Annotated in this window: 19 protein-coding genes; 14 read left to right on the top strand and 5 right to left on the bottom strand. The window is 67.6% G+C overall.

Going from position 1 to position 18593, the window contains the following annotated elements; all coding sequences use genetic code 11:
* Positions 1–828: a serine/threonine-protein kinase gene (locus tag F5544_RS18955; protein ID WP_275107061.1), complete on the bottom strand. Its 828-nt coding sequence runs from the start codon at positions 826–828 to the stop codon at positions 1–3.
* A 163-nt stretch (positions 829–991) separates the two neighbouring features.
* Here F5544_RS18955 and F5544_RS18950 point away from each other — a divergent pair, with 163 nt between their 5' ends.
* Together F5544_RS18950 and F5544_RS18945 are read left to right on the top strand one after the other, a co-directional pair.
* Positions 992–2272: an alginate lyase family protein gene (locus tag F5544_RS18950; protein WP_203217602.1), complete on the top strand. Its 1281-nt coding sequence runs from the start codon at positions 992–994 to the stop codon at positions 2270–2272.
* Positions 2273–3028: a respiratory nitrate reductase subunit gamma gene (locus F5544_RS18945; RefSeq protein ID WP_342760423.1), complete on the top strand. Its 756-nt coding sequence runs from the start codon at positions 2273–2275 to the stop codon at positions 3026–3028.
* Position 3029: 1 nt separating this feature from the next.
* Here F5544_RS18945 and F5544_RS18940 read toward each other — a convergent pair whose 3' ends face one another.
* Positions 3030–3683 carry a hypothetical protein gene (locus F5544_RS18940; RefSeq protein ID WP_167474412.1) on the bottom strand — a complete coding sequence of 218 codons (654 nt, stop codon included), beginning with the start codon at positions 3681–3683 and terminating at the stop codon, positions 3030–3032.
* A 102-nt stretch (positions 3684–3785) separates the two neighbouring features.
* On the bottom strand, positions 3786–5432 hold the full coding sequence (locus F5544_RS18935) for a DUF885 family protein (protein WP_167474411.1): 1647 nt from the start codon (positions 5430–5432) through the stop codon (positions 3786–3788).
* Between the two features lie 75 nt (positions 5433–5507).
* Here F5544_RS18935 and F5544_RS18930 point away from each other — a divergent pair, with 75 nt between their 5' ends.
* The 12 genes from F5544_RS18930 to F5544_RS18875 all read left to right on the top strand — a co-directional run bounded on the left by F5544_RS18930 (position 5508) and on the right by F5544_RS18875 (position 17168).
* Positions 5508–6194 (top strand): FadR/GntR family transcriptional regulator, encoded by a 687-nt coding sequence (locus F5544_RS18930; RefSeq protein ID WP_167474410.1) that lies wholly within the window; start codon positions 5508–5510, stop codon positions 6192–6194.
* Complete coding sequence (locus tag F5544_RS18925; protein WP_167474409.1) at positions 6191–7333, top strand: NAD(P)/FAD-dependent oxidoreductase; 1143 nt, start codon at positions 6191–6193, stop codon at positions 7331–7333. Before F5544_RS18930 ends, F5544_RS18925 begins: the two co-directional genes overlap by 4 nt.
* Before the next feature lie 332 nt (positions 7334–7665).
* Positions 7666–8904, top strand: a complete 1239-nt coding sequence (locus F5544_RS18920; protein ID WP_342760422.1) for a sedoheptulose 7-phosphate cyclase — start codon at positions 7666–7668, stop codon at positions 8902–8904.
* 15 nt (positions 8905–8919) lie between these two features.
* Entirely contained in the window at positions 8920–9663 is a 744-nt protein-coding gene (locus F5544_RS18915) for an SDR family NAD(P)-dependent oxidoreductase (RefSeq protein WP_167474408.1), read from the top strand.
* Positions 9660–10325, top strand: coding sequence for an HAD-IA family hydrolase (locus F5544_RS18910; RefSeq protein WP_238847323.1), 666 nt, complete (start codon positions 9660–9662; stop codon positions 10323–10325). The genes F5544_RS18915 and F5544_RS18910 overlap by 4 nt, the downstream gene beginning before the upstream one ends.
* Entirely contained in the window at positions 10315–11313 is a 999-nt protein-coding gene (locus F5544_RS18905; RefSeq protein WP_167474407.1) for an ROK family protein, read from the top strand. Before F5544_RS18910 ends, F5544_RS18905 begins: the two co-directional genes overlap by 11 nt.
* Entirely contained in the window at positions 11310–12422 is a 1113-nt protein-coding gene (locus F5544_RS18900) for an alcohol dehydrogenase catalytic domain-containing protein (protein WP_167474406.1), read from the top strand. Before F5544_RS18905 ends, F5544_RS18900 begins: the two co-directional genes overlap by 4 nt.
* Positions 12419–13201, top strand: a complete 783-nt coding sequence (locus tag F5544_RS18895) for a TIM barrel protein (RefSeq protein ID WP_167474405.1) — start codon at positions 12419–12421, stop codon at positions 13199–13201. Before F5544_RS18900 ends, F5544_RS18895 begins: the two co-directional genes overlap by 4 nt.
* Complete coding sequence (locus F5544_RS18890; RefSeq protein ID WP_167474404.1) at positions 13198–14361, top strand: acyltransferase family protein; 1164 nt, start codon at positions 13198–13200, stop codon at positions 14359–14361. Before F5544_RS18895 ends, F5544_RS18890 begins: the two co-directional genes overlap by 4 nt.
* The gene (locus F5544_RS18885; RefSeq protein WP_167474403.1) at positions 14358–15377 is read left to right on the top strand and encodes a zinc-dependent alcohol dehydrogenase; all 1020 of its coding nucleotides are present in this window, start codon (positions 14358–14360) and stop codon (positions 15375–15377) included. Before F5544_RS18890 ends, F5544_RS18885 begins: the two co-directional genes overlap by 4 nt.
* Before the next feature lie 36 nt (positions 15378–15413).
* Complete coding sequence (locus F5544_RS18880; protein WP_167474402.1) at positions 15414–15968, top strand: RBBP9/YdeN family alpha/beta hydrolase; 555 nt, start codon at positions 15414–15416, stop codon at positions 15966–15968.
* A gap of 9 nt (positions 15969–15977) precedes the next feature.
* Positions 15978–17168: an MFS transporter gene (locus tag F5544_RS18875; protein WP_167474401.1), complete on the top strand. Its 1191-nt coding sequence runs from the start codon at positions 15978–15980 to the stop codon at positions 17166–17168.
* Positions 17169–17175: 7 nt separating this feature from the next.
* Here the strand turns inward: F5544_RS18875 and F5544_RS18870 are convergent, their stop codons facing one another.
* Positions 17176–17589, bottom strand: coding sequence for a MerR family transcriptional regulator (locus tag F5544_RS18870; protein ID WP_225729162.1), 414 nt, complete (start codon positions 17587–17589; stop codon positions 17176–17178).
* 39 nt (positions 17590–17628) lie between these two features.
* Complete coding sequence (locus F5544_RS18865; protein ID WP_167474400.1) at positions 17629–18528, bottom strand: SAM-dependent methyltransferase; 900 nt, start codon at positions 18526–18528, stop codon at positions 17629–17631.
* Positions 18529–18593 lie beyond the last annotated feature (65 nt).

Below are 18593 nucleotides of genomic sequence, written 5' to 3'. Positions count from 1 at the left end.
TCAACGGCGCCACCGGGATCGCGGCGCGGGCGGCTCGATATCGCGCAGCGCGCGGGTGATCAGCCGCACCGGCTCGCTGCACGAGTTGTATCTGGCCCCGGGCTCCTTCGCCAGGCATTTGGCCAGAATCGAATCCACCGCGTGCGGAATCCACGGCCGCCGTCCCGAAACGTCCGGCGGCGTCCGCCGCAGCTGCGCCTCCATCACCGCGAGCCGATCCGGCAGCGGGAACGGCGGATGGCCGGTGAGGAATTCGACGATCGCGCAGGCCAGCGAGTACTGATCCGCCGCAGGCCCCGGCGGGCCGCCGCGCAGCACCTCGGGGGCCGCGTACGGTATCGACCCGAACATCACCCGCCCGTCGTGCCGCCGGTCCGCCGATCGGCGAGCGATCCCGAAATCGGTGAGCACACCCGAATTATGCGCGCCGACAAGCATATTCGCGGGTTTGACGTCCAGGTGCACCACCTCGCGCCCGTGCACGTAGTCCAGTCCGGCGGCGATACCCGCCAGCAGCGGCAGCACGCGGACCGGATCCATTTCGGCATGCCGATCCGGCACCAGCGCGACGGCGGTTCCACCGGGTACGTACTCGTAGGTGAGCCAGGGGCGGCCGTCGAGTTGGCCGTGGTCGAATACGGTGATGACATTCGGATGCCGCAGCAGCGCCGCCACCGCGTATTCGTTGCGGAAGCGGCTGCGCGCCGCCGCGGAAACGGCGGCGTCCCGGTTCAGTATTTTCAGCGCCACCGGCCGCCCGCGCACCGGATCGTCGGCGAGATACACCTCGCTGCTGCCGCCCTCCCCAGCGGCATGCGAATGACATATCCCGCGAACTGCGCTCCGGCCCGGAGCAAATCGGTCACGAGGTCAATTTGTAGCAAACTATCCGCAACTTAGTCTCGCGCCATGTGCAAATAGCATCGGCCGATGCCGCGGACGCAATTCGAACGGGCCGTGGCGGGTGGTCGCCCAGCGTAGCGTGCCCGCCATGAACAGCAGTACCGCGAGGCCGGTTCGCGCGTTGGCAATGGGTGTGCTCGCATTACTCGGCACCACCGTATTTCCGCCGAACGCCGCCGCGCTGCCCGATCTGCCGGTGCCGAATACCGTCGTGCTCGACGGCCAACGGCTTGCGGCGGCCCGCACCGCGGTCCAGGCAGGCGACCCGGCGGCGCTTGCCGCGCTCGCCAACCTCACCGGTATGGCCGATAAGTACATGAATCAAGGCCCGTGGACGGTGGTAGCCAAGGATTATCTGCCGCCGAGCGGCGACAAGCACGATTACGTGAGCCTCGCGCCGTATTACTGGCCCACCGCGGACAAGACCGCCGACAATCCGAACGGCTGCCCCTATGAAAACCGGGACGGCCGGCGCAATCCCGATGTCGACGCGATTCCGGACAAACCCGCGCACGGCAAGATGTTCGATGCCGTCTACAGCCTCACCCTGGCCTGGTATTACACCGGCAACACCGCGTACGCGGACCGCGCGATACTCGATCTGCGCACCTGGTTCCTGGACCCGGCCACCAGGATGAATCCCAACCTGAATTTCGCACAGGGCGTGCCGTGCATGTTCGACGGGCAGGGCATCGGCATCATCGACTTCTCCCAGCAGTTCACCGATCTCATGGACGCCACCGCGATTCTCGACGCCGGCGCGCCCGGCTGGAATCCACTCGACCGAATCGGCATGACGATCTGGTACCGGCAATTCCTGGATTGGCTGCGCACCAGCCCGAACGGCAGAGCCGAGGCGGCCGCGGACAACAACCACGGATCCTTCTTCGACATGCAGGCCGCCGGACTCGCGCTCGCCGGGGGCATGCCGCAGCTGGCGGCCGATATCGTTGCCGCGGCGCGCAATTCGCGCATCGACGGACAGCTGGCGGCCGACGGCACCCAGCCGAGGGAGCTCACCCGCACCCGCAGCTGGCACTACTCGACCTTCAATCTGCTGGCCCTCACCCGGCTGGCGATGATCGGCAGGCATGTCGGCGTCGATCTGTGGGGCTACCGTAATCCCAACGGCGGCACCATCTTCGGCTCGGTGGACTATACGATCCCGGCCGCGACCGGCACCGGGAAATGGCCGTACGACGACCTCGAATTCAAACCGTTCGCCGCCAACGAGATCATCCACGCGGCCGCCGACGTGGGCGACACCGCGGCACAGGCCGCGCTCCCGGGACTATCCGAGCAACCGCGCGGCGATATGTGGATCCTGCGGCCCGCACCGGAACAGCTGGATTCGATCAACCCGTGGTGAATGCGGAACTCGCGGTCGCCGAACTCGGCGAGTCAGTGGACCGGCCGAGACACAAGGGTCCTTCGCCCCCTTGCCTACCGGCCGCGGTGCGCGGAAACTCGACAGGTGTCAACAATGCTGTGGCTCTTGCTGCCGTACAGCGCATTCGCGTCCTTCCTAGTCGGGCATGTGTGGCGTTACCGGCGCGACCGGTTCGGCCGCGATGCTGTCGAGCAGGACCAAGATCTGCCATATCGGGTGGGGGCGTTAACCTTTCGAGTCGGTTTCACCGTCGGTATCATGGTGCGCGTCATCGATCTGCTCAGCTCGGGGCCGCATACGCACCCGGGCGGCAACCTGCATACGGCGCTGGTGATCGGTCAGGCCATCTCCATCCCCTGCGCGGCCACCGGCATCGTGCTGGTGTTGGTGCCGAATCTGATTTCCGCCGCGCCGAGGCCCGCCGTCACCCCGGTGGACCGAATCACCCTGCCCGCCTTGGCTTGTGGGCTGATCACCCATGCGATGATCCGGTTCGATCCGTACGACGAGGGCGGTTCACGCACCGCCGAAACGCTTTTCGCCTGGTTCCGTTCGCTGTTCACGCTGCATCCGAATCCGGATGTCATGCGGTACGCCCCGCTGATCTATCAGGCGCGCGGGCTGATTCTGCTGCTGCTCATCGCGATCTGGCCGTACACGAGGTTGGCGAGCATTCTCTTCGGCCCGATCAAGCGGCTGCGGCTGCCGAGCCGACTGCACACGGCCGCACCGTAATTCAGTTGAGCACGCCGGGCCATGGATAGAAGGCGAGGTGCAGCAGCAGGATCACCAGCAGCGCGAGCAGCACCGCGGCCACCGGGTGCGCGCGCCGCTCCAGATAGCCGATGGTGCGAAACAGCGTGGGAAACGGCACTTCTCGGCGGAACAGCGCCAGCACGCTCGGCACGATGACCCACATCAGCGCGATCAGCCCGTAGAGCACGTACGCGCCGAGGTAGGAGTCCGGATTCATCCGCCGGTCGGTGATCGCGAACGCCATGCCGACGATGTAGGACGCGGCGGCGAGCAGCAGGTAGACCTCCATGTTCACATAGCGGACCGCCGCGAGATCCGTTGTGACACGGCCGTTCGCGGTGAGCTGCTTACCGGCGACGATCCGCGGCACCTCGGGATCGCCCCGCAATTGCCCGACGGCGTAATAGGCGACGACGACGATCACGAACACCACGATCAACCGCACCCAATCGTGCTGATCGGCCAGATGTCCGATGGTCGCGGAGATGGTCGGCCACGGCCCGACCCGGAAGATGGCGGCGAACTCCGGGATCGCGATCGCGATCCCGGCCAGCCCCCACATGACATAACCCCAGAACTCGGCCGAACGCCCGATCGCCGCCGGCGCGCTCGCGGTGCCAACCGCCTCACTCATGCTCTTGGTTTACCACCGGCAAAGCACATCCAAAATACACACGGGCAAACCAACGCAGTCGATACGGATTCGCAACGCTCCCGCGACCGACCGGGCGTTCTGTCAGGCCTCCGTACCGCTCGCGGCCAGGCGATCGGCCGCGTTCAGATGGTCGCGCGACCCGAGTAGCTCGAGTCGCTGCAGCGCGATCGGCACGTTACCCTCACGCCACAGCCGATCATGAAACGCATGTATGTCAAATTCTGGCCGCCGCGAGCAATCCGATAGCAATTCGAGAATCTGCCACCGCCCCGCCTGGTAGCTGAGCCCCTGCCCGGGATTGCTCGCGAAGAACACCGCCTCCTGCCATGCCGTCGCGGAATCCAGCGGCACCCGCCGGGCCAGCCGATCGGCGGCCTCGTCCACGGTGATCGCGCCGACCGCGAGATCGATATCGATCTCCACCCGCAGCGCGCGCAGGCGCATCGAGTTCACATGGAACAGGGCCGAATGCGGCCGATCGTCGAAAAGCCCTGACAGCAGGAACAATTCCTCGTTGTAGTTGGCAATGCCCTCGTTGGGCACCGAGTCGAACGGAGTGCGGCGGATCGGGTCGGGATGCCGCCAGGACAGCGCCAACTGCTGGGCGTGCACGCCCTCGTGCGCGATGGCGGTGCGCGGGTCGCGCGCCTTGGCCGCTTCGAAATACGGCAGATCCGGCGCGGGATCGCTGATGTAGCGAACGGCGTCCGCGTCCATCCTGGCCTGCGACGCGGGATCGTGGCAGACACCCAGCCAGGTGAGTGGGGCGAGGTAGTCGGGCATCTCCTGGAATCGATAGTGCCGCAACGTTTCCGGCTGCGTCAGCAGATCGTGCCCGGTGTAGTGGTCGCGCACCGCCAGCTCGTCGCGATACTCGCCCGCGACCTGCGCGGCCGCGTCGGGGAACAGCGGGTCGTCCGGCAGATCTCGATGGCGGTGCCGCAGAATGGTTTCGGTGGCCACCACGCGGTGCCACTCCTGCGCCGCCATATCCCGCAGGCGCGGTATCGAATACGGAAGCAGGGCAACCGTATACAGCAGGCTTGCCAGGGCGGCGGCACCCACCGCCGTCGCTTCGGTGCCGTCGGGCGGAGTTTCGGTCAGCCAGTCGCGGTAGGCGACCAGCGCCTCGGTCGCCGCCGCGGCCGCCGCGGACAGCCGTGGCACCCGCTCGGCCGGAAACGCGGCCGCCAATGCCTTGGCGCAAGCCGTCATTCGGTCCTCTACGGGGCCGAGCATGCGCACCGCATACCGGGTGAACGGCGCCGCGGCCGTGCCTTGCAGATTCACCCGCGCATCGGCCAGGGTGCGCGGAATCTGTTCGAGCAGAATGATTATCTGGTCGGCCCGCGCCGCATCGAACGAATCACGCACCAGCAGCAGCGCGTACAGCGGACCGATGGCCTGCTCGACGTAGAAATACGGGTTCCGCTGCCAGCCGCGCAGCGTATCGAGTTCCCACCGGGCCCGAGCCAGCGCACAACCGACCAGGCGCTGGTCCACCTCCGCCGCGACCGACCGCGGGGCGGATAGGTTCCGGTGCCGCGCAACGAATTCGGCGAGTGCGCCGCGTCGCTCGGCGATCGCGTCCGCCGACCAGTCCGGCCGCCAGCCCGGCGGACGGTCGAAGCGGAACAGATCGTCGTAGGTGTCCGGCGCGGTCAGCGCCCGCCAACGCCAGAAGTCGCGGTGCAGGGCGAGGAGGTCCGGGGCGAGGGGTTCGATCATGGCATACGCCTTCCGCTGTCCAACATCTGAGTGCACAATTGGGTGACCCAGTTGTCCAATTATGGAGGACACCGCATGGACGCGGACCTGTTCGACAAAGTTCCGAGCGAGCGGCGCTACGAATCGGTGGTCCGGCAAGTGCTGGCGCTCATCGCCGCCGGTGAGCTGGCGCCGGGCGCGCGCCTGCCCGCCGAGCGCGACCTCGCCGAGCGGCTCGGGGTGAGCCGGAACGTGCTCCGCGAGGCGATCCGGGTGCTGGAGATGCGCGGCATCGTGCGGTCGCGCGCGGGCGGCGGCCGCCACCTGCGTGCCGACAATCTCGCCGCGGCCCTACCTACCGAAGGGGTGATCCTGCGGCTGGAGGAGTCGGTGATCGCCGACATCCTCGAGGCCCGAGAACTGTTGGAAACACAGGTCGTCCGGCTCGCTGCCACCCGCGCCGGCGAGCAGGCGCGGCAGGCGGTGCTCGCCGCGTGCGCGGGCTCCGACGGCGACTGGTCGGAGAACGTGCGCTTCCACCTCGCGGTCGCGGCCGCCACCGGCAACTTCATGCTGGAAAGGATGATGCGGCTGCAACTGGATCTGCTCGCCGGGGCGCGGCCGCGCGAACACTATCCGTCGCCCGAGACCGCACCCGCGCTGCTCGCGGAACATCGCGCCATCGCCGAGGCGATCGCGGCGGGCGATCCCGATGCCGCCGAGGCCGCGCTGCGCCACCACCTCGCGCACACCAGGGCCGCGACGAATACGGCGGCACGATGATCGACGTCCTCATCGCAGGCGGCGGAATTATCGGCTGCGCCACCGCGGTTCAGCTACTGCGCGCCGAGCCGAGCCTGCGGGTGCTGGTGGTCGAGCCGGATCCGAGCTATCGGCACGCGGCAACGCCCCGCGCGTCCGGCGGTGTGCGGCAGCTGTTTTCGCTGCCGGAGCATATCGCGCTCACGCAATACACCCTGACGGTCGTCGCCGACTGGCGCGAATTCGTCGGGGCCGGCGCGCCCGAATTGCATTGGCGACCGAACGGATATCTCTTCATCGCCGGACCGGACCACGCCGACCGGCTGGCGGCGGCGCATGCGCGGCAACTCGACAATGGTGTGCGCGCCGATTGGCTGACGCCCGCCGGACTCGCCGCGCGATTCCCGGCGCTGGAGATCCGGGATCTCGCCGGGGCGGTCCACTCCCCCGATGACGGCTGGCTCGATCCGTGGGCCATGCTGTCCGGTCTGCGTGCCGCCGCACAGCGGCTCGGCGCCGAATTCCAGCGAGAGCGGGTGTGCGACTTCATTGTTCGCGACGGTGTCGTCCGCGCGGCTCGACTGGTCTCCGGCCCGCGCGCGGCCGAGGTCTTCATCGACGCGGCCGGTTGCTGGGCGGCCGAACTCGCGGCGGGAGTCGGCATGCCGGTGCCGGTCGAGCCGATGCGCCGGTGGGAGCACCAGATCGAAACGCCCGTCGACCTTTCGGACCTGCCGTTCGTGAAAGACCCTGCCGGGCTGGCTGTTCGGCCACAGGGTGACGGATTGTCCACCGGGTTGGTCGATTTCGCACAATTCGGCGACGATGGCGGCCGCGGCTATTTCCAGCGCGTCGTCTGGCCCGCGCTGGCCCACCGATTGCCCGCACTGGACCGGCTGCGCCTGCGCGCCACCACCACGGGCCACTACGATCAGAATCGGTTGGACGGCAGCATGATTCTCGGCGCGAATCCGCGTGGACCGGCGAATTTCCTACTGGCATGCGGCTTTTCGGGCCACGGCCTGATGCATGCGCTCGGCGTCGGGCGGGCGCTGACCGAACTGGTCCGCCACGGCGAGTTCCGCACGCTGGATCTGAGTCGTTTCGGCTACCAGCGGGTGCTCGACAACCGGCCGTACGCCGAGACCTCGATCCGCTGACATAAACTCCGCAGATTTCCGGGAAATAGTTTTACAGTGGTGAAACAACACGCTGCCGCGCGCTGAAAATTCAGTGGTTACAATACGCGCGAATTACCCGATCCGGACTTATCGGAAATTACCCTACCCTTAATTACCCAACCCTTGGTAACCATTCCATATGGAAGAGATCTCGATCACATATACGTTTGGCGCTATGCGGCTGACACAAAGTTGCGTTAGCGTTCCGGGTGATGTCAGATCCGGTCGAACATCAACGATGACGTTGGGGGTATCGGGCCGATTCGAAATACGCTTCACCAATTTGTCTGCGATCGTCGAATGGGTACTGGATGATGCAAAATCTCGTCAGCTCCAAGCATGGCTTGGTCTGTTCCAAAACCACCGATCTGAGCTGGACCGTGGAGGCGGTCAAGCAAATCGAATACCAGGTGCGAATCGCCGACGATTTGTTCGGGCCGGGTAACGACACCGCACTGTTCGGCCTACCGGGACGGCAAATGTCACCCGGTGACCGCCGCCTGGTCGTCATCGATACGAACGTCGCGGCCATACACGGTGACCGCATCCGGAACTTCTTCGAGGCCAACGGTATCGAAACACAGATCGTCCCCGTCACCGCGGACGAGACGGTCAAGCGCTGGGATTCGGTGACCGCCGTCGTCGACGCGATGAACGATTTCCGCATCGACCGCCGCCGCGAACCCGTCGTCGCCATCGGCGGCGGTGTGCTCACCGATGTCGTCGGATTCGCGGCCAGCATATTCCGCCGCGGCACACCCTATATCCGGATACCGACCACACTGATCGGCCTGGTCGACGCCGGCGTCGGCGTGAAAACCGGCATCAATTACAAACTCGGCAAGAACCGGCTCGGCACCTATCAGCACGCCGATGTCACGCTACTCGACCGGACTTTCCTGCGCACACTGCAACGAAGACATATCAGCAATGGCCTCGGCGAAATACTCAAAATGGCGCTGATAAAGTCCCGCGAACTCTTCGAACTGCTGGAGAACTCGGGCCGCGACGTGCTCGCCGACCATTTCCAGGGCAGCACCCCGGAATTGGACCGGGCGGCGCGCACCATTATCGCCGAATCCATCCACCTGATGCTGGAGGAATTGCAGCCGAATCTCTGGGAGGCGACGCTGGAGCGCTGTGTCGATTACGGGCACACCTTCAGTCCGACCATCGAGATGCATGCACTGCCCGAGCTGCTGCACGGCGAGGCAGTCTCCATCGATATGGCGCTGACCACCGCGATCGGCATGCGGCGCGGCTACATCACCGAGGCCGACGCGGCCCGGGTGTTCCGGGTGATGCGCGCGCTGGAACTGCCGCTGTGGAACGAGGTGCTGGCCCGGCCCGGCATTCTCGACGCCGCGCTGGAGGACACCGTCCGGCACCGGGACGGTCAGCAGCGCCTGCCGCTGCCGGTCGGCATCGGCCACCACCTGTTCGTCAACGACCTGACACCGCAGGAATTGCACGCCGGATTGGAGTATCTGGCCACCGTCGAGGTCCGCTTCCCGGCGCACTTCGACGATTCCGCGCGCACCGCGGGCTGAAACGAAGGAGCAGTCATGGCAAAGGCATTGGTCGTCGGCGGTTCCACCGGAATCGGCCGTGGTATCGCCGACGCGTGGGCCGCGCTCGGCCACGAGGTGACCGTTTACAGCCGATCCGAACCGGTCGGCGACGGCGCCGCGGAATTGCGCTGGGAGCAGCTCGATTTCCGGGATCCGGCGCAGGCGCGCAAGGTGCTCACGACAACGGTGCCGGCGCGGGTCGAGCTGGTGTGTTATTCGGCGATCTATTACACGCTGCGGCGGGAGAATTTCCTCGACGTCGGCGAGGAGGATTGGCGCGACCAGCTCGATATCAATGTGCACGGGCTGTGGCTCACCCTGCAGGCCACCATTCCGGCGCTGCGCGCGGCGAAACCCGGCGTATTCCTCTCGGTCTCGTCCGAGGTGGTCTACAACGCGGGTCCGGCCCGCTCCGGTTACGCCGCGACCAAGGCCGCCGCCGCCTCGCTGATCGGTTCCGTCGCACAGGAAGAGGACGCCGACGTCATTCGGTTCGCCCAGGTCATGCCCGCAGGGATGGTGGAATCGCCGGGAATCCGGGCCCGCCGGGCGCCCGATTTCGACTACAGCGGCTATATGCAGCCCGCCGACTTCGGCCCGTTCGCAACCGATCTGGCCCGCGCGAAGGGCGCCGGATTCGCCCGTGACGTGTTCATCGTCGAAAAGGGCGGCGGCTGGCAATCGATCACCGACGGCCTGCCGGTATCCCAATCGCGCCCGCTGGGTGTCGCCGGATGACGCCCCGGCAAATGGTCGAACTGCGGGCGACCCGGCTGCTGTTCGACATGGATGGCACGCTGGTGGATTCCAGTGCGCTCGTCGAACAGACCTGGACCGATTTCGCGGCGAAACACCGTCTGCGGGCCGATGAGGTCATCGCCTTCGCACACGGCAGGCCGACCCGCGCCACCGTGCACGAATTCCTCGGCGACCATGAATTGGCCGCGGCGGAGACGGCCCGCCTCGTCGCGTACGAGGAGACCGAGACCACCGGTCTGCGGCAGGTGCCGGGCGCGCGGGAGCTGTTGCGGCGCTTGCCATCTCACCTCTGGGCGGTGGTCACCTCGGCCAGCCGGACGCTCGCGGTGAACCGGATGACGGCCGCGGGCGTCCCGCTGCCCGATATCCTCATCAGCGCCGACGACATCACCGCGGGCAAACCCGACCCGCAGGGTTACCTCATGGCGGCCCGCAGGCTCGGCGTCGAGATCGGCGAGTGCGCCGTATTCGAGGATTCGGTGGCCGGCGTGCGAGCCGGAATCGCCAGCGGCGCGACAACTGTCGTCGTCGGCGCGATCACCGAATTCGACGGCACGCTGACCAGAATCGCGGATTTCGCCGATGTGGCGCTCGACCTCACCGGCGACGCCGTGCGGATAGCGGTCCCGGATGGTGACTGAGCAGCGCGTCCGAGGCCGCAACGCCACCTACCTGATCGACCTCGGCGGAACCTGGCTGCGCCTCACCGACGCGACCGGCCCGAGCCCCGTCGTCACCTGTCTCCCGGCGCCGAGCCTGCTGCGCCGACCGGACCGCACGGTGGCCGAGCTGCGCCGTGAGCTCGTCGAACTCCTTTGCGCCCGAACACCTTCCGATGCGGTCGTGGCCATGTCGTGCGGTGCGGCGATGGACGAGACCCGCGGCATCGTCTACGGTTCCGCACCGCTGTGGGGTGCGGCCCGAGATCAGTTCCGGCTGGTCGACGCGCTCACCGAGCGCCGTCCCGACGTCCGGTGGTATCTCGTGAACGACCTCACCGCGGGCCTCGCCGATTTCGCGCGCTTCGCCCCGTCCACCGCACGGCTGATCGGATATCTCACCGTCAGCAGCGGAATCGCCTACCGCTGTGCCGATTTCGCCCGCCGCACGATCCCGGTGGACGAATGGGGGTTGCAGGGCGAGGTCGGTCATTTGACCGCGCCGCTCTCGGACGAGCTGCACCCGGCCCCGCGCTGCGGCTGCGGCGCCAGCGGACATATCGGCGCGATCGCATCCGGGCCTGGAATCCAGCAGGTGGCCGCCACCGTCGGGCTCGACTGCGGCCCGGATTTCACCGCGGGCTTCACCGAGCGGCTCGCGGCCCGGGATCGGCTGGCGCTGCGCGTGTTACGCGTCGCGGTCGCGCCGATCGCCGAATTCTTGCGCGGATTGTGGTACACCACACCGCAATTGGATCTGGTCGGACTCGGCGGCGGCGTGGTGGAGAACCTGCGCGAGTTCTATCGAGCCGAACTGTTCCGGCTGCTCGCCGAGCGCCGGTCCTATGCCGACCGCGGGCGTGACGAGGAGTGGCTGACCCGTCACGTAAAGCTCTGTGCCCCCGGCGAAATCGACAGCATGCGCGGCGCGGCCCGGATGCTGCGCGGCGAATTGGCGGTGGCCCGGTGACGCATCTAGCGTTGGTACGCGACGGGGAGGACGGCATCGCGGTGCGGCAACGGCCGACTCCCCGGCCCGGCCCCGGCGAACTGCTGCTCGAACCGCTGGTCGCCGGGATCTGCGGCACGGACCTACAGATACTGGCCCGCCTGCGCAGCGATCCCGCGCCCGTGCTCGGGCACGAGGGCATCGCGCGGGTGCTCGCCACCGGGCCCGGCACGACCGGACCCGCTCCCGGCGCCGTCGTCATCGTGAATCCGACTCATCCGCACGATGATTCGTTCCTGCTCGGCCACAATGTCGACGGGCTGTGGGCCGAGCGGACGCTCATCCCCGCGGCGGCGGTCACCGGCGGACTGGTGCTCACGCTGCCCGCATATCCGTCCGGGGCGCTGCCCGCCTTGATCGAACCGCTCGCCTCGGTGCTGTACAGCTACGACATCACCGGCGCGGTGCTCGGTGCGGCGCCACGGACGCTGGTGATCTGGGGCGACGGCATCATCGGTCACCTCGCGGCGCACTTCTGGCGGCGCAGGCATCCCGAAACCACCATCGTGCAGATCCACCACACCGATCGCGGGCTGCGCTGGTCCGATCGGCACGGTAGCGCGGATATCGCACTGCGCCACGATGATCCGGGCCTGCCACGCGCGCTGAGCCGGGCGGCGGGCCCGGTGGCCGGGCTGCTGGCGACGCCGCGCACCGCGACGGTGCCCGCACTCGTCACGCTCGACGCCACTATCCGCGCCGAACTGTTCGTCGACGTGCACGGCGGTCTGGCGCCGGGCCGCATCGCGACGAACGCGGGCGCACTCGACATCGCCAGGATTCGCGCATACAACTGCGGTGGCGAGCCGAATCCGCCACGGGCCGAACGCTTCGCGCGACCGTTCGCCGCACCGCTCACGGTGTTCGGCCACCGCGGCGTCGCCAATTCGCACCTCGCGGCGGCGGCCGCCGAACTCGACGCCGATCCAGCGGGCTACGGCCCGCTCGTCACACATGAGACGGATCTGGCGACGGCGGCCGAACTGCTCACCGCGATTCTGCGGGGCGAGCGCGCTTTTCGCGGTGAACGGGTGATCAAGGCGGCCGTCACGATCGGCGCGGCCGCATGACCGCGCTGGCGCTGCCGCAGTGGCGGCTCGACACCGACCGCGGTATCGCCATCCTGCGCGCCCTGCGGCACGGCATCGCCCGCGTACACCTCGATTTCGGTGGTGCGCATCGCGGCCCGCGCTTGGACGATCCACGGACGCTGCGGGAGACGGCGCGGGCCATGGCCGGTGTCGAGGTCCCGGTGCTCGCGGTGAATCATGTCAACGATGTCGGAATGTTCGGCGGCTCCGGTGATTTCGCCCCACACTGCCTCCGGCTGGTCGAGAGGGCGATTCAGGTCGCAGCCGAGCTCGGCATCCCTACCGTGCATATACCCAATTTCCGGGCGAGTGCCGTCACCGACGCCGCGAAGCTGCGGATCGCGGCCGAATTCCTCGCGGCGGCCGCGACGTATGCGCGGCGGTTCGGCATCGGCGTCGCCTCCGAATCCGGCCTCGGCGCAGCCGATCTGGCGCTGCTGTATCGGCTGACCGGCGCACGGGAGCTGACCATCGTGGTGGATACCGGCAATCTCGTCGACGCCGGACATGCCATCCCCGAGATGTTCGCACTCGCCGAAACGGTGTGCCTGCACTCCGACATCCACGTGAAGGCGCCGACCGCGCCGGGCGCACCACCGCTGAGCGAATTGATCGCCCACCAACTCCTCCCTCATCACCGGCCCGTCGCCGTGCTTCTCGAAAACGACTACCGCGCAAGCGAATCCGCCCTCATCAGGGATATCGCCTGGGCCCGCGCGGCATTCCGCGCCCGATCCGGAGGGAGCGCCGCCTCATGAGGGCAACCGCGAAACCCGCCATCCTGCGCCTGGATTCGCTGACCGGCCTGCGCTTCCCCGCCGCGCTGGCGGTCTTCGCATTCCATACCGCGCTACCGGAGCTGCCGCTGCTACGGGATGCCGCCCTACAGGGCGACTATTACCGCGCGGTGAGCCAGGCCGGTGGTGCGGGCGTCACCTTCTTCTTCGTGCTGAGCGGGTTCGTCATCGCCTGGTCGGCCCGCGAAACCGATTCGCCCCCGGCCTTCTGGCGGCGGCGGTTCGTGAAAATCTTGCCGCTGTACTACATCACGTGCGCGCTGGCGGTGTTCGTGATGCACCTGCACGACTTCTCGTTGCGGAAAACCGTGCTGTACCTGGCGATGTTGCAGGTGTGGGTGCCGGACTACCCGCTGAACTTCGCGGTGAACGCCCCCGGCTGGTCACTGGCGGCGGAGGGATTCTTCTATCTCGTATTCCCTGCGCTGATGCTCGGGCTGGTCAGGCTGCACCGGCGCGGGCTGTGGATCGCGCTGGCGGCAACCCTTTTCGTCGAGTTGGCGATACCGGCGGTCAGCGGGCTACTGCCGATGGGCGGCCAGCGGCTCACCAACGAGCCCGCCGTCTCCGGAGTCCAGTACTGGTTCGATTACGTCTTCCCGCCCACCCGGATTCCGGACTTCCTGGTGGGCATGATCCTGGCCAGGCTGGTGCGTTTCCATCAGTTCCCGCGCATCCGGTTCCGGCTCGCGATCCCGACGCTGATCGTGGGATACCTTCTCGCACTGAATATTCCGGTGCTCTACGGCCAGCGCGTCGCCCTGATCGTGCCGTGCGCATTGCTGATCACCGCCGCGGCGCAGTGCGATCTGGCCGGTGCGCCCAGCGTGCTGCGCGCCCGGATTCCGGTGCTGCTCGGCGAGATCTCGTTCGCGTTCTATCTGATCCACTTCAGCGTGCTGCACTTCCTGAACGTGTACCTGCTGCACGGCCCCAGCGACTCACCGCAGGCCATCGCCGTCTATTTCCTGCTGGCACTGGCGATCACGCTGCCACTGTCCTGGCTGGCCTTCACCTGGATCGAGCTGCCGCTGGTGCGGGCCTGGGGCGGCCGGACGGTCCGCGGCTTCCGCGGTGTCGAAACCGTCTCGCCCGCAACCGAACACGTAGGAGTGCGATGAAAGCGCTGACCCTGGTCGGCCCGAAGGAGCTGACGTTCGCGGAACTGGAGCCACCGTCGCCCGCCGTCGGTGAAGTGACCGTGCGGATCTCGCATCTCGGGCTGTGCGGCACCGATCTCGGATTCTACGACGGCAGCAGCAACTACCTGCACGACGGGCTCAAATCGTATCCGTTCGTACCGGGCCACGAATGGGTCGGCACGGTGGTGGACACCGGACCCGAGGTGTCACGGGAACTCCTGGGGCGCAGGGTTTCCGGGCACAACTTCCGCTCGTGCGGGCGCTGCGGGCACTGTGCGGCCGGGCGCATCAGGTACTGCCCCGACCGCAGCGAGATCGGGGTACTCGGCCCGCGCTCCGGCGCCGCCGCGGAACTGCTGACGGTTCCGACGGCCACCCTGAGCCCGATTCCCGATGAGCTGTCCGATATTTCGGCGGCCATGCTGGAGCCGACCGCGGCCGCGATGCACGCCGCGACCCGGCTCGGCATCCGGCCCGGTGAGCGCGTCGCGGTGCTCGGGGCGGGCACGCTCGGTTCGGCGGCCGCGCAGATCGCGCGCGCCGCGGGGGCCGAGGTGACCGTCTTCGAACCGAATCCCGGACTCGCCGAACTGACCGCAACCCTTGCGCTTACCGCCAAACCGGCGCCGGAGGCCGGTGATATGGATCACTACGACGCGGTGATCGAGGCGTCGGGGGCGGAGGCGGCGAGCAGCGCGGCGATTCATCTCGCCGCATCGGGCGGCCGCGTCGCCCAGCTGGGCACACCGCACGGCACCGTACCGGACTTTCCGGCATCGGCCCTGGTGATAAAGGATCTCACCGTGCACGGCGTGCTCTCCGGCGTCGGCCATTGGGACGCGCTGATCGCGCTCGTGCGCGCCGGCGCGGTAAACCTCGACGCACTCGTCGACCGGGTGTACCCGATCGATCTGGCCGCCGCCGCCTTCGATCGGCTCGCCGAACGCGGAAGATCACGACCCAAGGTGCTGTTGCATTTCGACACTGGCAACTGAACGGCACACCACGAGCAATCGAGAAGGAGTTCCTTCGTGGACATCTACATCGTGCACGGCTACAACGCAGGCGTTACCGAGCACTGGTTCCCCTGGCTGGCGAAGCAGCTGCGGGATCAGGGACATCAGGTGGAGGTCGTCGAGTTGCCAACCCCCAGCGAGCCCAAGCGCGACGAATGGGAGGCGGTGCTGGCCGAGACGATCGGCGCGGTCGACGAGAACACCCTGATCGTCGCGCACAGCCTCGGCACCATCACCGCACTGCGCCACCTCGCGAGTCTCGAATCCGGTTGGACGCTGGGCGGACTCGTCTCCGTCTCCGGCTTCACCGGCGGACTGGAGGTGCTGCCGGAACTGGAGGATTACATGGCCGAGGGCATCGATGTCCGGCCGCTGGTGCCACAGATCAACGCGCGCACCATGATCCACTCCGACAACGACTCCATCGTCCCGCCGTCGGCATCCATCACTCTCGGCAAGGAACTGGCGGCCGAACTCATCGAGATCCCCGGCGGCGGGCACTTCCTCGGCGACGAGGGGTTCACCGAACTGCCGGAAGTCCTTGCGGCAGTGGAACGCATCGCCCGGTGAGGTGATTCGGTGACCGTCGCGACCCGCACCGGCGGCGATATCGACAGCGGCGTCCGGCTACGCCTGAGCCTGCTGGCGGCCGCCACCTTCATCTACGTCACCTACGAGCTGTATCCGGTCGGGCTGATCACCGCGATCGCCGGCGATCTGCACGTCTCCGACGGCAGTATCGGGCTGTTGGTGAGCGGTTACGCGGTGGTCGCCGCCATCGTCACGATTCCGTCGGTCGCCTTGGCGCGCAGGATAACTCGGAAGTGGGCGCTGCTGGCATCGCTGGTCGCGCTGATCGCCGCGGAGCTGGTGACGGCGCTGGCGACCAACTATCCGATGATGGTGGCCAGCCGGGTGCTGGCCGCCCTGACGCACGGGGTGCTGTGGTCGCTGGTCGCTCCCGCGGCGGCGGCGCTGGTGCCCGCGCGGCGGGTCGGGATGGCCACCGCCGTCGTATTCGCGGGCGCCACACTGGCTTCCGTGCTCGGCAGCCCGGTGAGCACCCTGCTCGGCCATGCGATCGGCTGGCAGGCCACCGCGGTGGCGCTGGCCGCCGTGACGGCGGCGGTGGCGGCCGGGTTGCTGTTCACCCTGCCGAATACCGATGCCAGACAAATAGATTCGGATTCTGGGCATGATGCGCCGCCGCGCTGGAACCAGGTCACGGCGATCTGCCTGCTGGCCCTGCTGCTGGTCTTCGCGCATTTCGTCTCGTACACCTATCTCGCGCTGATCGTGAACCGGGTGCTCGACGGAAGTGTCGCGGTCGCGGCCTATCTCGGCCTGTTCGGCGTCGCGGGCGCGATCGCCACCTACTTCGCCGGGCGGCACAACGACCGGAATCCGCAGCGCTCCACCGTGATCGCGGCCGGGGTCTTCGTCGTGGGCGCGACCCTGCTCACCGTCACCGATCTCGAGCTGCCCACCGCGGCGGCGGTGGCGGCGCTCACCGCCGCTGTCGCGCTGTGGGGCGCCGCGTACGCCGCGGTAGGGCCGATCTTCCAGTCGGGGATCATCCGGGCGGCGGGCCGCGAACAGGATCGCGCGTCCGCCGTATACGTCACCTGCTACCAGATCGGTATCGCCACCGGATCCGCCTGCGGCGCAGTCGTTCTCGGTATTTCGGTCGGCTGGCTGCCGGTGACGACGCTGGCCGGAACGGTGCTCGCCTTCCTCGGCATCGTGCGCTGGCGGCACGCGTACGCGTGATGGGCGTTCAGGCGGACGCCCTTATCGGCCAGCGGTTTTCGACATCGGCCCGGAAGGCCGGGCAGGTGTGTACGTCCCGGTCGCGTCGACAGGTGGTGAGATGTTCCAGATAGCCGCGGGCATCGCGCAGCGCGGCGATCTGCGCATCGATTTCGGACATCCTGGCCCGCACGACGGCCCGCCAGTCCGTCTCGGCATCGGTCCCGTGCAGCACCGCCGCCACCTCGTCGACGCCGAGCATGCCGATCTCGCGACAGGTGGCGATCAGGGCGATCCGGCACACCTGATCCTCGTCGTAGTACCGGATTCCGGCCCGCCGCGTCGGCGTGAGCAACCCGCGCCGCTCCCAGTAGTGCAGCGTCGAGGCGGGGAGCCCGAACCGGTGCCTGACCTCCCCGATCGACATTTCGCTAACTCGCACCAACCAACCATACCAGCAACTTAGGTAAACCTAAGTTCGTTACGGCTTTCCGGGCTTCACCGCCGTCACATACCTGGTGAGGTCGACCAGCGGAGCGAGCGCTTCGGGCAGTTCCGGCAGCGCGCGCTCGTACCGCTCGGCCAACTGCGGAATCGAAAGTGATTCGGTAGTCCAGCCATTGGCGGCGAACCAGATATCGGGATCGGTGCGCTCGTCGGTGTAGAACAGCTCGGTGACATTGATGCCCGCCATCGGCGACCGGCGCATCACCTCGGCCTCCTGATCGGCCAGCCGGTCCAGGCCCGTCGCGTCGGTGATCATATCCGTCGCCACGCGGCTGCCCGGCGCGGAAAGCCGTTGGATCCGTTCGAACAGCGCGTCCTGCGCGGCGCCCGGCAGGTACGGCAGCAAACCCTCGGCGGACCACGCCGACGGCGCCGACGGATCGAAACCGGCGTCGAGCAGGGCGGCGGGCCAGTCGTCGCGCAGATCCACGGCGACCTCGCGCCGATCCGCCGCCGGACGCACGTCGATATCCGCGAGTACCTCCCGCTTGAACTCCAGCACCTTCGGCTGATCGAGTTCGAAGACGACCGTGCCCGCGGGCCAATCCAGGCGATAGGCGCGCGCGTCCAATCCGGCGGCGAGGATCACCGCCTGCCGCACCCCGGCCGCGGCCGCCGCGGCGAAATGGTCGTCGAAGAATTTGCTCCGATAGCCCATCACGACCGGGGGCATCGGCATATCGTCCAGCGCCGCAGGGTCATTCAGCCAGCGGTTCATTTCCGCGTGCCCGGACGCCGCGACGAACCGCGCGGCGTATTCGTCGCGGACCAGCGCGTCCGGCTGGGCGGTCTCCAACGCCCGCGCGGCGGCGACGCCGAGGGCGGTGACGCCGACGCTGCTGACAATGTCCCAGGTATCCCCTTCAGTGCGCACGCCTACCTCCGAAAATATCGAATCATCCTGTGACACAGATGGTCTCGAGTGGTGAATGGGTTGAA

The sequence above is a fragment of the Nocardia arthritidis genome (assembly GCF_011801145.1).
Classification (GTDB): Bacteria; Actinomycetota; Actinomycetes; order Mycobacteriales; family Mycobacteriaceae; genus Nocardia; species Nocardia arthritidis_A.
Note: the sequence above shows the minus strand (reverse complement) of the source record. Positions and strands in the feature narration are given on the sequence as shown.

Excerpts from the sequence above, each read along its gene's own strand:
- F5544_RS18920 (WP_342760422.1), top strand. The coding sequence starts at position 7,666 with ATGATGCAAAATCTCGTCAGCTCCAAGCATGGCTTGGTCTGTTCCAAA.
- F5544_RS18950 (WP_203217602.1), top strand. The coding sequence starts at position 992 with ATGAACAGCAGTACCGCGAGGCCGGTTCGCGCGTTGGCAATGGGTGTG.
- F5544_RS18895 (WP_167474405.1), top strand. The coding sequence starts at position 12,419 with ATGACCGCGCTGGCGCTGCCGCAGTGGCGGCTCGACACCGACCGCGGT.
- F5544_RS18890 (WP_167474404.1), top strand. The coding sequence starts at position 13,198 with ATGAGGGCAACCGCGAAACCCGCCATCCTGCGCCTGGATTCGCTGACC.
- F5544_RS18925 (WP_167474409.1), top strand. The coding sequence starts at position 6,191 with ATGATCGACGTCCTCATCGCAGGCGGCGGAATTATCGGCTGCGCCACC.
- F5544_RS18915 (WP_167474408.1), top strand. The coding sequence starts at position 8,920 with ATGGCAAAGGCATTGGTCGTCGGCGGTTCCACCGGAATCGGCCGTGGT.
- F5544_RS18910 (WP_238847323.1), top strand. The coding sequence starts at position 9,660 with ATGACGCCCCGGCAAATGGTCGAACTGCGGGCGACCCGGCTGCTGTTC.
- F5544_RS18940 (WP_167474412.1), bottom strand. The coding sequence starts at position 3,683 with ATGAGTGAGGCGGTTGGCACCGCGAGCGCGCCGGCGGCGATCGGGCGT.
- F5544_RS18930 (WP_167474410.1), top strand. The coding sequence starts at position 5,508 with ATGGACGCGGACCTGTTCGACAAAGTTCCGAGCGAGCGGCGCTACGAA.
- F5544_RS18945 (WP_342760423.1), top strand. The coding sequence starts at position 2,273 with ATGCGGAACTCGCGGTCGCCGAACTCGGCGAGTCAGTGGACCGGCCGA.
- F5544_RS18885 (WP_167474403.1), top strand. The coding sequence starts at position 14,358 with ATGAAAGCGCTGACCCTGGTCGGCCCGAAGGAGCTGACGTTCGCGGAA.
- F5544_RS18935 (WP_167474411.1), bottom strand. The coding sequence starts at position 5,432 with ATGATCGAACCCCTCGCCCCGGACCTCCTCGCCCTGCACCGCGACTTC.
- F5544_RS18905 (WP_167474407.1), top strand. The coding sequence starts at position 10,315 with ATGGTGACTGAGCAGCGCGTCCGAGGCCGCAACGCCACCTACCTGATC.